This is a genomic window from Burkholderia sp. CCA53 (assembly GCF_001685525.1).
Classification (GTDB): Bacteria; Pseudomonadota; Gammaproteobacteria; order Burkholderiales; family Burkholderiaceae; genus Burkholderia; species Burkholderia multivorans.
The window spans coordinates 1,414,192-1,428,661 of sequence record NZ_BDDJ01000001.1 but is presented as its reverse complement, the minus strand read 5'-3'; the positions used below and the strand labels follow the sequence as shown (position 1 = coordinate 1,428,661).

The 14,470-nt window shown below is 69.8% G+C and carries 13 protein-coding genes and 1 pseudogene; 5 read left to right on the top strand and 9 right to left on the bottom strand.

Annotated elements, in window-relative coordinates; genetic code table 11:
* Positions 1–43: 43 nt before the first annotated feature.
* The gene (locus BCR55_RS06695; RefSeq protein WP_065494360.1) at positions 44–1,384 is read right to left on the bottom strand and encodes an MFS transporter; all 1,341 of its coding nucleotides are present in this window, start codon (positions 1,382–1,384) and stop codon (positions 44–46) included.
* Between the two features lie 289 nt (positions 1,385–1,673).
* Between BCR55_RS06695 and BCR55_RS06690 the strand changes: the two genes are divergently transcribed.
* Complete coding sequence (locus tag BCR55_RS06690; RefSeq protein WP_065494359.1) at positions 1,674–2,309, top strand: DUF2239 family protein; 636 nt, start codon at positions 1,674–1,676, stop codon at positions 2,307–2,309.
* 18 nt (positions 2,310–2,327) lie between these two features.
* On the opposite strand, the gene BCR55_RS06685 is transcribed toward BCR55_RS06690, so the two are convergent.
* The 4 genes from BCR55_RS06685 to BCR55_RS06670 are packed head-to-tail and all read right to left on the bottom strand — an operon-like array spanning position 2,328 to position 6,583.
* Entirely contained in the window at positions 2,328–3,494 is a 1,167-nt protein-coding gene (locus tag BCR55_RS06685; protein ID WP_065494358.1) for an ABC transporter permease, read from the bottom strand.
* Positions 3,495–3,504: 10 nt separating this feature from the next.
* Positions 3,505–4,659, bottom strand: a complete 1,155-nt coding sequence (locus BCR55_RS06680; RefSeq protein WP_006413518.1) for an ABC transporter permease — start codon at positions 4,657–4,659, stop codon at positions 3,505–3,507.
* A gap of 21 nt (positions 4,660–4,680) precedes the next feature.
* On the bottom strand, positions 4,681–5,379 hold the full coding sequence (locus BCR55_RS06675; RefSeq protein WP_053296713.1) for an ABC transporter ATP-binding protein: 699 nt from the start codon (positions 5,377–5,379) through the stop codon (positions 4,681–4,683).
* Position 5,380: 1 nt separating this feature from the next.
* Positions 5,381–6,583, bottom strand: a complete 1,203-nt coding sequence (locus BCR55_RS06670; RefSeq protein ID WP_065494357.1) for an efflux RND transporter periplasmic adaptor subunit — start codon at positions 6,581–6,583, stop codon at positions 5,381–5,383.
* A 340-nt stretch (positions 6,584–6,923) separates the two neighbouring features.
* Here BCR55_RS06670 and BCR55_RS06665 point away from each other — a divergent pair, with 340 nt between their 5' ends.
* Positions 6,924–7,160 (top strand): hypothetical protein, encoded by a 237-nt coding sequence (locus tag BCR55_RS06665; protein WP_006413521.1) that lies wholly within the window; start codon positions 6,924–6,926, stop codon positions 7,158–7,160.
* A gap of 74 nt (positions 7,161–7,234) precedes the next feature.
* On the opposite strand, the gene BCR55_RS06660 is transcribed toward BCR55_RS06665, so the two are convergent.
* Entirely contained in the window at positions 7,235–7,975 is a 741-nt protein-coding gene (locus BCR55_RS06660) for a Mut7-C RNAse domain-containing protein (RefSeq protein WP_065494356.1), read from the bottom strand.
* A gap of 121 nt (positions 7,976–8,096) precedes the next feature.
* On the opposite strand from BCR55_RS06660, the gene BCR55_RS06655 reads away from it, so the two are divergent.
* Both BCR55_RS06655 and BCR55_RS06650 read left to right on the top strand, forming a co-directional pair.
* Positions 8,097–8,966, top strand: coding sequence for an NAD(P)-dependent oxidoreductase (locus BCR55_RS06655; RefSeq protein ID WP_006401329.1), 870 nt, complete (start codon positions 8,097–8,099; stop codon positions 8,964–8,966).
* A 76-nt stretch (positions 8,967–9,042) separates the two neighbouring features.
* Positions 9,043–9,681, top strand: coding sequence for a LysE family translocator (locus BCR55_RS06650; protein WP_006401327.1), 639 nt, complete (start codon positions 9,043–9,045; stop codon positions 9,679–9,681).
* An 81-nt stretch (positions 9,682–9,762) separates the two neighbouring features.
* Here the strand turns inward: BCR55_RS06650 and BCR55_RS30295 are convergent.
* Positions 9,763–11,040, bottom strand: a pseudogene (locus BCR55_RS30295) (MFS transporter); the annotation flags it as partial.
* 97 nt (positions 11,041–11,137) lie between these two features.
* Between BCR55_RS30295 and BCR55_RS06635 the strand changes: the two are divergent.
* Positions 11,138–12,067 (top strand): LysR family transcriptional regulator, encoded by a 930-nt coding sequence (locus BCR55_RS06635; RefSeq protein WP_065494353.1) that lies wholly within the window; start codon positions 11,138–11,140, stop codon positions 12,065–12,067.
* A 213-nt stretch (positions 12,068–12,280) separates the two neighbouring features.
* Here BCR55_RS06635 and BCR55_RS06630 read toward each other — a convergent pair whose 3' ends face one another.
* Together BCR55_RS06630 and BCR55_RS06625 are read right to left on the bottom strand one after the other, a co-directional pair.
* Positions 12,281–13,114: an OmpW family protein gene (locus BCR55_RS06630; RefSeq protein ID WP_006408260.1), complete on the bottom strand. Its 834-nt coding sequence runs from the start codon at positions 13,112–13,114 to the stop codon at positions 12,281–12,283.
* 15 nt (positions 13,115–13,129) lie between these two features.
* Positions 13,130–14,377 (bottom strand): DUF2957 domain-containing protein, encoded by a 1,248-nt coding sequence (locus BCR55_RS06625; RefSeq protein ID WP_006401319.1) that lies wholly within the window; start codon positions 14,375–14,377, stop codon positions 13,130–13,132.
* Positions 14,378–14,470 lie beyond the last annotated feature (93 nt).

Sequence of the window (14,470 nt, the reverse complement as noted above, 5' to 3'; positions counted from 1 at the left end):
TCGAAAGCGGGCGGCCGGCCGCGCCGGCTCGGCCCGCGTCGGTTCAACGAAGCTCGACGCGGCGGATCTCGCCGACGACGAACAGATAACAGATCACCGCGACGAGCGCGTGCGCGCCGACATAGACCAGCGCGCCGTTGAACGACCCGCTGCGGTCGACGATATAGCCGATCGCGATCGGCGTCGTGATGCTCGACAGGTTTCCGCAGGTGTTCAGCAGCGCGCCGCTGAGCCCGGCGATCTGGCGCGGTGCGGTATCGGCATTGACGGCCCAGCCGAGCGCGCCGAGCCCCTTGCCGAAGAACGACAGCGCCATGAACAGCACGACGAGCACGTGAGAATCCGTGTAGTTGCAGACGATCATCGACATCGACAGCAGCATCCCGATCACGATCGGCACCTTGCGCGCGGCCGACAGCGAGCGGCCGTGCCGCAGCAGCGCGTCGGAGACGATGCCGCCGAGAATGCCGCCGAGGAACCCGCACACCGCCGGGATCGACGCGACGAGCCCCGCATTGAGAATCGACATCCCGCGCGCCTGCACGAGATAGACGGGAAACCACGTGATGAAGAAGTAGGTGAGCGCGTTGATGCAGTACTGCGCGACGTAGACGCCGATCAGCATCCGGCTCTTCAGCAGCGCCTTCACGTGCCGCAGCGACGGCCCGCCGTCGCGCGCGCCGCTCGTCTGATCGATGTTGACGAGCGCGCCGCCGTCCGCGAGATAGTCGAGTTCGGCACGGTTGATCTGCGGATGGTCCTTCGGATCGTAGACAGTGCGCCGCCAGACCGCGACGAACGCGAAGCCGAGCACACCCATCACCGCGAATACCGATTGCCAGCCGAACGCGTGCACGAGCCAGCCCATCAGCGGCGCGAACACGACGGTCGCCGCATACTGCGCGGCATTGAAGATGGCCGACGCGGTGCCGCGCTCGGCGGCCGGAAACCACGCGGACACGATCCGGCTGTTGGCGGGAAACGATGGTGCTTCCGCTGCGCCGACGAGAAAGCGCAGCCCGAACAGCAGCGCGAACGCGGCCGCGCCGCCGAAGAAGCCGATCGCGCCTTGCAGCAGTGTGAACAGCGACCAGAAGAAGATGCTGAACGCGTAGACGATGCGCGAGCCGTAGCGGTCGAGCAGCCAGCCGCCGGGCAGCTGCGCGACTACGTACGACCAGCCGAACGCGGAGAAGATGAAGCCGATCTGCACGTGGTTCAGATGCAGGGCGCGCGCGAGGCTCGGGCCGGCGATCGAGATCGCCGCGCGATCCGCGTAGTTGATCGTCGTGACCGCGAACAGCACGGTCAGCACGAGCCAGCGCACGCGTGTGCGCCGGGCCGTTGCCGACGCGGACGCCGGCAGCGCGTGAAGCGGATTCATGCTGTCTCCTCCGAGGCGGAAGGCGGGCCGTCCTGCGGCCGGCGCGTCGATGTGCGCGCGATCTGTCGTGTCGCGACGCCCGGGCCGGGCGAGCGGGCGGGCGTCCGGGTCATTCTGTCACGGCGACATTTGCACATTCATGCCAATTGCTGACTTGATCGATTCAGCAATTGAATCGTTCGCGGCGACGGCGACCGGCGCGGACGATTTTTATCCGGGTGATATTGACATCCGATTTATACCCGGATAAAAATGTCGCTACTCCGATTTTGCATCCAAGGCGACCGCGATGACTGCGACTCCGTTTCTCCCTTCCTATACCGCGTTCGACGGCCATCGCCGCATCGCGTCGGGCCCGCTCGCGACGGTGGCGGTCGCGGTCAAGCGCATCGCCGGCGACGGCATGGCCGGCACGGTCCTGATCTTCGACGATGCGACGGGGCGCTCGATCGACCTCGACCTGCGCGGCACGGCCGACGAAGTGCGCGCGCGTCATGCGCCGCCGGCGCGCGATGCCGCGCAGGACGCAGGCATCGCCCGCGATCCTGTCGGCGCGGCCGAACAACGCGGCCGCGGCCGGCCGAAGCTCGGCGTCGTATCGCGCGAGGTCACGCTGCTGCCGCGCCATTGGGACTGGCTCGCCGCGCAGCCGGGCGGTGCATCGGTCGCGCTGCGCAAGCTCGTCGAAGACGCGCGCCGCACGCATGCGGCCGCCGACCGGCGGCGCGACGCGCAGGCGCGCGCCTATCACTTCATGTCGGCGCTGGCCGGCGATCTGCCCGGTTTCGAGGAAGCGGCGCGCATGCTGTATGCGAACGATCTCGCGCGGATGGCCGAACTGATCGCCGGCTGGCCGGAGGATGTGCGCGACCACGCGCTCGCGCTGGCGCGCGGCGAGCTGCCGCCGTCGACGGAAACGTGCTGAGCGCGCGCGCGCCGTGCATCACCGCGCGCGCAACGCATCGACGATGTTCAGCCGCGCGGCGCGCAGCGCCGGCAGGAAGCCGCCGACGAGCCCCATCACGAGCGAGAACAGCAGCGTCTTGACGACGATCGCCGGCGTCAGCACGAAGCGGAACGACAGGTCCGAGAAGGTCTGGAAGTTGGTCGTCGAGAACGAGGCGAACTGCATCAGCGACGCGCAGGCGAGCCCCGCGACGCCGCCGACGAAGCCGAGCAGCAGCGCTTCGAGCAGGAACGCCGCGAGCACGTTCGCGCGCTTGAAGCCGAGCGCGCGCAGCGTGCCGATCTCGGCGGTGCGGTTCGCGACCGACGCATACATCGTGATCGTCGCGCCGATCATCGCGGCGATCGAGAAGATCGTCGACAGCGTGATTCCGAGGATGTTGATGAAGGTCGACAGCGCCTTCGACTGATCGCCGTAGAACGTCTGCTCGCGCTTGGCTTCGTCGGTCAGCCGCGGATCGACGTCGATGTCGGCCTTGAAGCGCGCGAAGCCGTCGGCGCTCGGAATGCGCAGCACCATCGACGAATAGCTGGTGCGCCGGAACGACTGCATCAACTGATCGACGTCGCCCCAGATTTCCGAATCGAAGCCGCTGCCGCCCGCGTCGAACGCGCCGACGATGGTCCAGTCGCGCTGCGCGAAATGCAGACGGTCGCCGAGCTGCGTGCCGCTGAAGCCTTTCGCGACCGCGCTGCCGACGATGATTTCCGACGAGCCCGGCGCGAACATGCGGCCCGCCTTGAGTTGCACGCGCGGGCGCAGCGCGAGCCCGGCCGGCGACACGCCGCGGATCACGACGTTCGACGGCTTGCCGGTCGACGTCTTCACGAGCGAGATCAGCACGACCGCTTCCTTCGACACGAGCGGCCGGCCGTCGGCGCCGAGCGCGACGGCCGGATGCATCTCGAGCGCGTTCGCCTGCTGATGATCGATCGCGCTCTGGATTTCGGTCTCCGCGCCCTTGCGGATCACGACGACGTTGTCGGGCTCGCCGGTCGACACGAGCGTCTGCGTGAGCCCGGCGTCGAGCATCAGCACGGTCGCGAACACGAAGATCACGAGCGCCATCCCGCCGGCGGTCAGCGCGGTGGTGAGGCGGCGCGCCCACAGGTTGCGCGCGATGTAGGTGAGCGGGATCGCCATGCCGCGCCCGTCAGCCGATCGCCCGCAGGCCTTCGACGACGCGCACGCGCGCGGCCTGCCAGGCGGGCACCAGCGCGGCCGCCACGCCGACCGCGACCGAGCAGGCGGCCTGGAGCGCGAGCGTGCGCGCGGACACGTGGAACACCGGGAAGATCCCGCCGGCCGCCTGCTTGAACAGGCTCGCGGCCGGCGGCGTCGCGAGCATGCCGAGGCTGCCGCCGATCGCCGCGATCACGACCGATTCGCCGAACACGAGCAGCGCGAGGAAGCCGGGCCCGAAGCCGAGGGCCTTCAGCGTTGCGTATTCGGCAGTGCGCTCGCGCGCGCTCATCGCCATCGCGTTCGCCATGACGGCCATGATGATCAGGATCACGACGTAGGACACCAGCCGGATCGCCGCGATGATCTGGTTCGACATCGCGACGAAGCCGAGCTGGAACGCCTGCTCGGTTTCGGTCAGCGTTTCGGCGAGCGAGTTGCGGAACGTCGCGTCGACGTTGCGCGCGATCGCCGCGCCGTCGTCCGGGTTCGCGACGCCGAGCACGAACACGCCGACCTGATCGGCCTGCTTCGGCGTGCGCTGGCGGACCGTTTCATTGAGATAGTCCCAGTGGAACACCAGTTGCCGCGTGATCGTCGATTCGTCGCGCCCGTCGAGGATGCCGCGCACGACGAAATCCCACGTGCCCGGATAGATCGTGCCCTTCAGCGGGATCACGTCGCCGACCTTGAAGCCGAACTGCGTCGCGAGCTGCCGCCCGACGAGACAGCCGCGGCGGTCGCGCGCATAGTCGGCGCGCTGCTGCGCCGGCACGATGAACTCGGGATACAGATCGAGATAGTTGTCCGACACCGCGAAGCTCGCGAAGAAATTCTTCGGATCGCGGTAGATGCCGCCGAACCAGTTCGAGCGGACGATCGCCGTCACGCCGTCGACACCGCGGATCCGGTTCTCGTAGCTGACCGGCAGCGGAAACACGAGCGAGATCGCGTTGCGCGTGACGAGCCGGCCGCTCGACGCGGCGGCCGCGCCCGCGTACCACGCGTCGACGACCGTATGCAGCAGCCCGAATGCGAGCACCGCGATGGTCAGGCCGAGCACGGTCAGCAGCGTGCGCAGCCGGTGCCGCAGCGCGTTGCGCGCGATCAGCTTCAGCACGAACATCGCACGCGCCGGGGCGAACGGTCAGCGGGCATGCCCATCGATCAGCTCCCCTTTTTCGAGATGCACGAGCGATTTCGCGGCCGCGGCCGCATGCGCGTCGTGCGTGACCATGATGATCGTCTTGCCGAGTTCGGCGTTCAGCCGCTGCAGCATCGCGAGCACGTCGGTGGCCGAGGCGCGGTCGAGATCGCCGGTCGGCTCGTCGGCGACGATCAGCGCGGGATCGGTGATCAGCGCGCGCGCGATCGCGACGCGCTGCTGCTGGCCGCCCGACAGCTCGGACGGATAGTGCGCGGTCCGCTCGCCGAGATTCACCATGTCGAGCACGAGTTCGACGCGCTCGCGCCGTTCGCGGCGCGACAGCGGCGTCAGCATCAGCGGCAGCTCGACGTTCTCGAACGCGGTCAGCACCGGCATCAGGTTGTAGAACTGGAAGATGAAGCCGACGTTCGCCGCGCGCCATTCGGCGAGCTGCGCTTCCGCGAGCTGCGTGATGTCGAGCCCGCCGACGCGCAGTTCGCCGGCATCCGGCCGGTCGATGCCGGCCACGAGATTGAGCAGCGTGCTCTTGCCGGAGCCGGACGGTCCCATCAGCGCGACGAAGTCGCCTTCGCCGATGCCGAGCGTGATGTCGGTCAGCACGGGCACGATCTGGCTGCCGCGCCGGTACGACTTCGCGACGTGGCGGATCTCGACGAGGGGCGGCGGTGCGGCGCTCACGCTACTTCTTCGCGACGGTCACTTTCGCGCCGTCCTTCAGCGCCGCGCCGGGCGCGAGCACGACCGTGTCGCCGGGCTTCACGCCGCGCACCGCGACCAGCTCGCCGATGCGCGCGCCGCGCGCGACGGGCACCGCGTGCACGGTGTCGTCCTGCAGCGCGAACACGACCGGCCGGCCGTCGCGCTCGACGACGGCGCTCGCCTGCACGGCCGTCACCGGCTGGCGGTCCTGCGCCGAGACGGGCTTCGACAGGAACGCGATCTTCGCGCTCATGTCGGGCAGCACGCGGTCGTCGCGATCGACAAAGCGCACCTTCACGAGCACGGTCGCCTTCGAGCGGTCGACGGTCGGCACGATCCGCGACACGCGGCCCGCGAAGCGCATGTCGAGCAGCGCGTCGAGCTGGATCTCGCACGGCTGCCCGGCGCGGATCTTCGCGATGTTCGATTCGGCGACGTCGGCCTCGACTTCGAGCGTATCCATGTCGGCGATCGTCACGACCGCGCCCTTGCTGTCCGATGCGGACGAGAACGGCGTGATGTTGTCGCCGACGTTCGCGTGCTTCGCCAGCACGATCCCGTCGAACGGCGCGCGGATCACCGTCTGGTCGACGGCGACCTGCGCGGCGCGGGCATTCGCTTCGGCCGACGCGACGGCGGCCTCGCCGCTGTTCACCGACGCGCGCGCCTTGTTGACGCGCGCGGTGTCGGTGTCGAGCTGCGCAGCCGGCACGGCGCCGCGCGGCGCGAGCGCCGCGGTGCGGCGCAGCGCGATCTCGGCATCCTTCAGCTCGGCCTGCTGCACGCCGAGGTTCGCGCGTGCCACCTTCACCTGGGCAAGCGCCTGCGCGAGCGACGCTTCGACGTCGCGGCTTTCGAGCCGCGCAATGATTTCGTCCTTCTTCACGCGCGTGCCCTCGAGCACGCCGAGCCATTCGACGCGTCCCTGGCCCTTCGATGCGACGGCCGCCTTGCGCTGCGGAACCACGTAGCCGGTCGCGTTCAGTTGCGTGTCGTTCTGATAGGGATACGCGGACGTGACGGCCGTCGTGTCGACGGTCGGCCGGCGTGTGACGGCGAGGCCTATGGCGAGCGCGACGAGGGCGAGCGCGGCGGCCGCCGCATAGCGAACCCAGCGTCGCCGGCGCGGCGCTGCGATCGGGCCTCGGTCGATCTTCAGCTTGTCCAGATTGTGATCGGGCAATTGGGTGCCTCTTGGCGGCCGTCTCGGGGCCGCGGTCCGGTGCCGGGAGCGTGTCCGGGAAAGGGACGGAAGGTCGCTCAGTATAGCGTCGCCGCGCACGGCCGGCGCACCGGTTCGCCGGCATGCGGCCGGTGCCCGCGCGTGTGCCCCCGGGAAAACCCGGTAAACGCCGCGCACGTGTCAACTGGCCGCGAAGCCGGTGCGTTATCGAGCCAGTGCGTCAGGATTCCAGTGCGGCGGAACGGTGCAAGCCGGCCGGCGCGACTGACGCTCCGATGCGGATGCCTCGCATCTTTTCGTACCGGTACGTTTGAATTTTTTCTCCGCTAAAGGAAGAACAATGAAGAAGACGCTCGCTTCGATCATGACCGCAGCATTCGCTCTCGCATCGGTTTCGGCATTCGCACAGGCTTCCGCGCCGGCCGCCGACACGTCGGCTTCGGCCCCGGCACCGGCCAAGAAGAAGGATCACAGCAAGCCGAAGCACCAGCTGAAGCACCACGGTTCGGCAAAGGGCAAGGCGAAGGCCGCAGCGGCTTCGGCAGCCGGCACGAACGACGCAGGCACGCAGAACTAAGCACGCGGTGCAGGCCGGCGCGGCCGGCCCCGTCGCGAAACCCCGTTTGCTTCGGCAGACGGGGTTTTGTTTTTTCAGCCGCCGCTCGCGGCGCGGTGCGAGCGCATCGCCTCGACGAGCGCCTGCATGCGCCGCCAGTGCGAGCCTTCCCAGAACACGCGCCGGCACACGTCGCACGCGGCGAAGCGCCGGTGCCGCTGCCGCACGCCGGGCGGCACGCGCGGCGCGGCCGCCGCGGCGTCGAGCGCATGCAGTGGCGCGTTGCAGCGCAGGCAGAGCCGGAACGGCTGCATGTGCGGCGCGAGATCGAGCCGCGCGAACAGCTCGCGCAACTGCTCGGCCGGCTGCTGCGCATGGACGTAGCAGCCGCGCACGATCGCGCGGCGCTTCAGCAGCTCGCGGTCGCGCGTCAGCACGATGCGGCCCTCGCGCTCGGCGAGCGCCGCGATCTCGTCGTCGCGGAAGTGGTTGTCGTAGCGCGTGTCGAAACCGGCGAGCCGCAGCAGCTGCGCGAGCCCGCCGAGATGGGCGTCGGCGACGAAGCGCCAGGCGTCGGGCGGCGGCGCGCTCGCGGCGCCGCGTGCGCGCTCCGGGTACACGTCGATGCGGTCGCCGTCGTCGACGCGCCGCTCGAGCGCGGCCGGCGCATCGTTGACCGATAGCCGGCCGATTTCCGTATGCGGGACGCCGAGCGCCTCGATCGCATGCTTGACGGTCGCGTCGCGCGCGCACGCATGCGCGAACGCGCGCTCGCGCTGCTCGCGCGCGAGAAACGCGTTCAGTTCGCCGTGGAAGCGGAAGGTCGCGGTCGCCATCCGCGCAGTATCGCATCGCGAGCCGCGCGGCGTGCGGCGTGCGCCGTCAGGCCTGAGGCGTGCGCTGCGCGTTGCACGCATCTGTGTTTAACTCGCGGCTTGACGATCGAAGGAGCGGGCAATGGATCTCGGATTTATCGGGCTGGGCGAAATGGGGCAGGCAATCGCGACGAACCTGCTGAAGGCCGGACATACGGTGCGCGTGTGGAACCGCTCGCGCGATCGCGCGGCGCCGCTGGCGGAGCTCGGCGCCCGGATCGTCGATGCGCCGGCCGACGCGTTTCGCGGCGACGCGGTGTTTTCGATGCTGGCCGACGACGCCGCCGCGCGCGCCGTGTTCGACGACGCGCTGCTCGCGCAGGCGCCGCGCGGCTTGATCCACGTGAACATGGCGACGATATCGGTCGCGCTCGCGGAATCGCTCGCGCACGCGCATGCGTCGCGCGGCCTGCAGTACGTCGCCGCGCCGGTGATGGGCCGGCCCGACGTCGCGGCCGCCGGCCGCCTGACGATCATGGCCGGCGGCCCGGCCGAGGCGATCGACCGCGTGCAGCCGCTGTTCGATGCGATCGGCCAGAAGACCTGGCGTTTCGGGTCGCTGCCGCAGCACGCGAACGTCGCGAAGATCGCGGCGAACTTCACGCTCGCCTCGGCGATCGAGACGCTCGGCGAGGCGTCGGCGCTGCTCGGCGCGCACGGCGTCGCGATGCGCGACTTCCTCGACGTGATCACGCACAGCGTGTTTCCGGGGCCGGTCTACGAAGGCTACGGCGCGATGATCGCCGAACGCCGCTACGAGCCCGCGCGCTTCAAGGCGCGGCTCGGGCTGAAGGACGTGCGGCTCGCGCTCGAAGCCGGCGACGCGGCGTCGGTGCCGCTGCCGGTCGCGAGCGTCGTGCGCGACAGCCTGCTCGACGTGCTCGCGCACGGCGGCGGCGATCTCGACTTCGCCGCGCTCGGCGACGCGGCACTGCGCCGCGCGGCCCGTTGAGGGCGCGCGCGACAGCGGCGTCGCGCGCACGGCATAATCGACGTTTCGTTTTGACGACTTCACGCAGAGGCGCGCAATGAACCTGCATACCTGGTGGCTTTTCGTGGCGACGGTGTTCGTCGTGTCGGCGATTCCCGGACCGAACATGCTGCTGGTGATGACACACGGTGCGCGCCACGGCCTGCGGCGCTCGGCGGCGACGATGGCCGGCTGTCTGAGCGCGCTCGTGCTGATGCTGTCGGTGTCGGCAGCGGGCCTCGGCGTGTTCCTCGAGGCGTGGCCCGCGATGTTCAACGCGCTGCGCTTCGCGGGCGCCGCCTATCTGATCTACCTCGGCGTGAAGGCGTGGCGCGCAAGCGCCGACGACGTGCCGGCCGCCGATGCCGAGCCCGCGCTGCGCCATGCGGCCAATGCGTCGCGCTGGGCGCTGTTCCGCAACGGCTTCCTGGTGGCGGGCAGCAACCCGAAGGCGATCCTGTTCGCGGCCGCGCTGCTGCCGCAGTTCATCAACGCGGCCGAGCCGACGCTGCCGCAGTTCGGCATCCTCGTCGTCACGTTCGCGGTGATCGAGGTCAGCTGGTATCTCGTCTATGCGTCGTTCGGCACGCGCATCGGCGCGACGCTGAAAAGCCGCAGCGTCGCGAAGATCTTCAACCGGCTGACGGGCGGACTGTTCGTCGGCTTCGGCGCGATGATGGCGCTGGTCCGTCACTGATTCGCGCCGCCGCCGCGCGCCGAACGCCCCACACCGGACGCCCCGTGCCTCGCCAGAGGGCGGGGCGTTCGTCTTTCTGGCCTGCGTGTCGGGCAGCGCCGCGCGGCCGGTCACGCGCACGGCGGAGCGCCCGGCCAGGCCCGATGCGCCGGCGAAGACGAGCGCGACCGTGCACACGGCGCTCCAGCCGCCCCAGGCCCATGCGCTGCCCGCGAGGGCCGCGCCGATCGCGCCGCCGACGAAGAACAGCCCGACGAAGAGGCCGTTCAGGCGCCCGCGCGCGGCCGGATTCAGCAGGTTGATCGCGCGGCGGCCGAGCGTCTGGTCGACGATCACGCCCGCATCGAGCAGCGCCGCGCCGCCGGCCAGCAGCGCCAGCGCGAGGCCGCGCTGCGCGTGCGCGTCGAAGCCGAGCCAGCCGGCGCCCGCGATGCCGAGCACGACGAGCGCCGCGAGCATGGCGCCGAACGCGGCGCGCTGCGCGAGCGGCCCGCGCCCGCTGTCGCCCGCGCGACCGGCGAGCGGCGTGACGATCGCGCCGCTCGCGCCGGCGAACGCGAACAGCGCGATTCCATGCAGGTCGAGGCCGAACGGCGGCTGCGCGAGCCGCAATCCGATCGCCGTCCAGAACGCGCTGAACGCCGCCATCGCGAGCGCGGCCGACAGCGCATGCCGCCGCAGCACGGGTTCGTCGGCGAGCAGCCGTCCCATCGATGCCAGCAGCGCGCGGTAGCTCGCCGTGACGGGCGGTGTGCGTGTCGGCAGTCGCAGCGCCAGCACGGCTGCGATCGCGACGTCGGCCGCGGCGGCGAGCGCATAGAACGCGCGCCAGCCGATCGAGCCCGCGATCAGGCTCGCGAGCGGCCGCGACAGCAGAATGCCGAGCATCAACCCGCTCATCACGTTGCCGACGGCGCGCCCGCGCTGCGCTTCCGGCGCCATCGACGCCGCCATCGGCACGAGCATCTGGATCACGCTCGACGCGGCGCCCGCGATCAGCGTCGCGCACAGAAACACCGTACCCGAGTGCGTGATGGCCGGCAGCGCGAGCATCGCCGCGCATACGGCGAGCGTCGCCACGATCACGCGGCGGTTCTCGAGCAGATCGACAAGCGGCACGAGCAGCGCGAGCCCGGCCGCGTAGCCGAGCTGCGGCAGCATCGCGACGAGCCCGGCGAGGCTCGCGGGCAGCTGCAGGTCGGCGCTGATCGGGCCCGTCAGCGGTTGCGCGGCGAACAGGTCGATCACGATCACGCCGACCGTCGCCGCGAAGAAGAGCGTCATGCCGGCGCTCAACGTCGGCCGGGCGTCGTGCGCCGCGCGCGCGGCGCCGGGACGGGCAGGGGCAGGGCAGTTCATGGAAGGGCCACCGGAATAGTTGAAGGAAACCCCATCCTAGGCGGCGTCACGTTATGCGACAATTGAAATATCTCTAACATCATTATGCGAATTTGCTTTGAATACACGCGATCTCCAGGCGTTCGTCGCGGTGGTGGACAGCGGCTCGATGGTGGCCGCGGCCACGCGGCTTCATCTGACGCAGCCGGGGCTGACGCGGCGCGTGCAGAACCTCGAAACATTGCTCGGCGTGCCGCTGCTCGACCGGCAGAGCAAGCCGCTGAAGCCGACCGCGGCCGGGCGCGACGTGTACGTGCTCGCGCGCAACGTGCTGAGTGCGGTCGATGCACTGTTGGCGGCCGGCACGCCGGATAGCGAGCCGACCGGCGAACTGCGGATCGGCGTGCCGCCGTTCCTGTCCGAACTGGCGCTCGAGCAGCCGATCGACCGGCTGCGCGAAGCGTTCCCGCGCCTCACGCTGCGCGTGACGGCCGGCTGGTCGCCGGCGCTGCTGCAGGGCGTCGAGCGCGGCACGCTCGACATGGCGACCGTGATGGTGCCGGTCGGCACGGCGCTGCCCGACACGCTGAGCGCAACGCGGCTCGGCACGCAGCCGACCGTGCTCGTCGCCGCACGCGAGTTTCCGCTGCCGGAGGGGCCGCTGACGCTCGACGCGCTGTCGCGTTTTCCGTGGGTGCTGAGCCAGGACGGCTGCGGGATGCGTTCGGCGCTGAGCCGAGCGCTCGGCGCGGCCGGGCTGCCGTTCGACGTCGCGGTCGAGGCGTTCGGCTCGGAGCTGCAGTTGTCGCTGGTGGCGCGCGGCGCGGGGATCGGCATCGCGCCGCCGAACGCGCTCGCGCGCAGCGCGCATCGCGACGCGCTGAAGATCGTGCCGACCGACGGGCTCGATACGCGGATCGGCGTCTGGATGGTGCACGGCGCGTTGCCGGGCCGGCTGATGCGGCCCGCCGCGCTGCTGCGGGAAGCGCTCGGCGCCGTGCTGGCGCGGGAGATTGAAACGGGGTCGGGTGTAAGCGCGGCGGCCTAGCACCCGCCGGACGGCGTTAGAGGCGCCATTCGAGGGAAAATCCTTATTTTCTCTACGGAAATGTTGCGCTGCGCAAATCGATTCGCTATAGTTACACCTGTCTCCTCCATGTCTCCTCTGATATGGATTCAGCCCGCCTCTCAAGGCGGGCTTTTTTTTGCCTGCGTGCCGGCCGCGGGCGAGCCGCTGCGCCGCCGCCGGTGCGGCCGGGCATCAGAACTTGTAGGTCAGCCCGACGTAGCTGATGATCGGATCGGCCTTCAGCTCCGACTTCGATTCCGCGAGCACCGTACCGTCGGCCGCCTTGATCGTCACCGTCGACGTCGTCTTCAGCGGGATGTAGGTCACCGACGCGATCAACCCGAAATGCTCGGTCATGTTGTACTGCACGCCCGCGTTGAACACCGGCTGCCATGACGACGAGGCCTTCGCTTCCACGGATGTCGTGCCCGGCTTGCCGGCGCCTGCCGCGAGAATCGCGCCGAGGTTGTCCTGCGTCTGCTTGATGAAGTTCGAGTTCAGCTGCAGGTCGCTGAACCAGTTGTACGACACGCCGAGCCCGAGGAACGGCCGGAACCGCGCGGTGGCCTGCCCGAAGTAGTACTGCAGCAGCACCGCGGGGCTCCATTGCCGCACGCTTTTCACGATCGGATTGACCGCCGCGATCCCGATGTTCTGCGTGCCGAGTGCGCCGGCCGGGCCCGGCGGATTGATCGTGCCTTTGCCCGACACCTTGAACACCGGCGGTACGCCGGCGACCGACGTGACCGCGATGTGGTCGGTCAGAAAGTGGCTGACCGTCAGCCCGACGGTGTCCGCGCCGCTCGTGTGCAGCCCGGTGCCGGGCGACGTGAACGAAGGCGGCAGCCGCAGCGGCGTGTTGATCGGCGTCGGCGCGACATTGGTTGTCATCGGCGTGCTGCTCTGCTGCGGCATCACGTGGAACCAGCCGAGCGTGACGACGTTGCTGCCGGCGCTCTGTGCGTGGGCCGCGAGCGGCGCCAGCGCGGCGGCGCCGGCCGCCGCGCACAGGAAGGTCTTCTTCATCACGGCAGCCTCCGCTTACTGGACGAACGCGCCGATCGTGAAATACGGCGTCGAACCCGCGTTGTCGAGGAAGCCGAACACACCGCCCGTGAAGATGAACTTGCCGGTCGGCGACGTGCTGCCCGAGCCCGTATGGATCGTCGTGACCGTGCCCGGCACCTTCTGCGTGTAGTCGAGGTCGAGCGCGGTCGCGAGCGACGCCTGCGACGGCTGGAACGGATCGAGCAGCGTCGCCTGCGTGTTGATCAGCGCCGTCGTCCGATAGTCGAACTGGCTGTCGACGCCGATGTACTCGCCGTTCTGGGAGCCGACCGACACGGCCGTCTGCGGGGCGAGGATCGAAATGCTCGACTCGTCGTCGGCGGTGAGGCCCGGCACGCCGTTGCTGTCGGGTGTCGGGTTCGGGTTCGCGACGCCCGTGCGCACGAGGATCGGCACGAGCTGGTTGCGCAGCTTGCCGACGACCATGAAGCCCTTGCCTTGCGGCGTCGCCGACAGCGTCGGCTTGATCTGGCTCTGATAGTGGTCGGTCTCGAACGCGCCGCTGCCGTCGGCCGACTGCACGAAGTTCGTGCCGCGCTGCACGCAGGCGCCGCCCGCGAACTGGCCGGTCGAATCGCACTTGCTCCACGTGCCGTCGGCGTTGATCGTCACCTTCGCGTCGATCGACACCGGCGCGAAGTTCTGCGACGGCACTTCGCCGAAGCCGACGTGGCTGTATGTGCCGGCCACGTTGGCAATGTTCGTCTCGATCTGCGAGAAGCCGATGAACGGGTAGTACGGGAATTTCGTGTCGGGCACCGCGGCCTGGCCGAGCACGCCGCCGAACTGGATCTCCTTGCCGGGAATCGTGCCGCCCGCCACGCCGTAGCCGACGAAGATGCGCGCCGGGCGCGACGCGTCGAGGCTCGCGCCGTTCAGCCGGAATGCGCACTGATTCAGCTTGTTGGTCGGCAGCAGCGTTTCCTGCGTCAGCGTGCCGCTGTCGACGGTGCCCGCGCGCGTCGGCGTCACCGTGCCCGTCGTGCGCGGCACCGGCGATTCGATGTACGTGACCTGCCAGGTCATCTTCGTCGTGTCGAGCTGAAGCTTCACGAGTTCGCCGCTGCCCGCGCCGCCCGTGTAGACGGTGTTGTAGTCGAGCGTCGCGGGGCAGAGCCGCTCCTCGACGAGCGGCGGCGGATTGTCGCCGTCGCCGCCGCCGCCGCAGGCCGAAAGAAGGGGGGCGGCAAAGGCCGCCGCCAGAACGAGGTTGCGCTTCATGTTGCTCCTCCGGATTTGTCTTGTACGGCGGCCGGCTCCCTGTCGACCGCTTCTGTTGCTTGTGCTCGTGCTGCCGGCGCCGTGCCGGGCGCC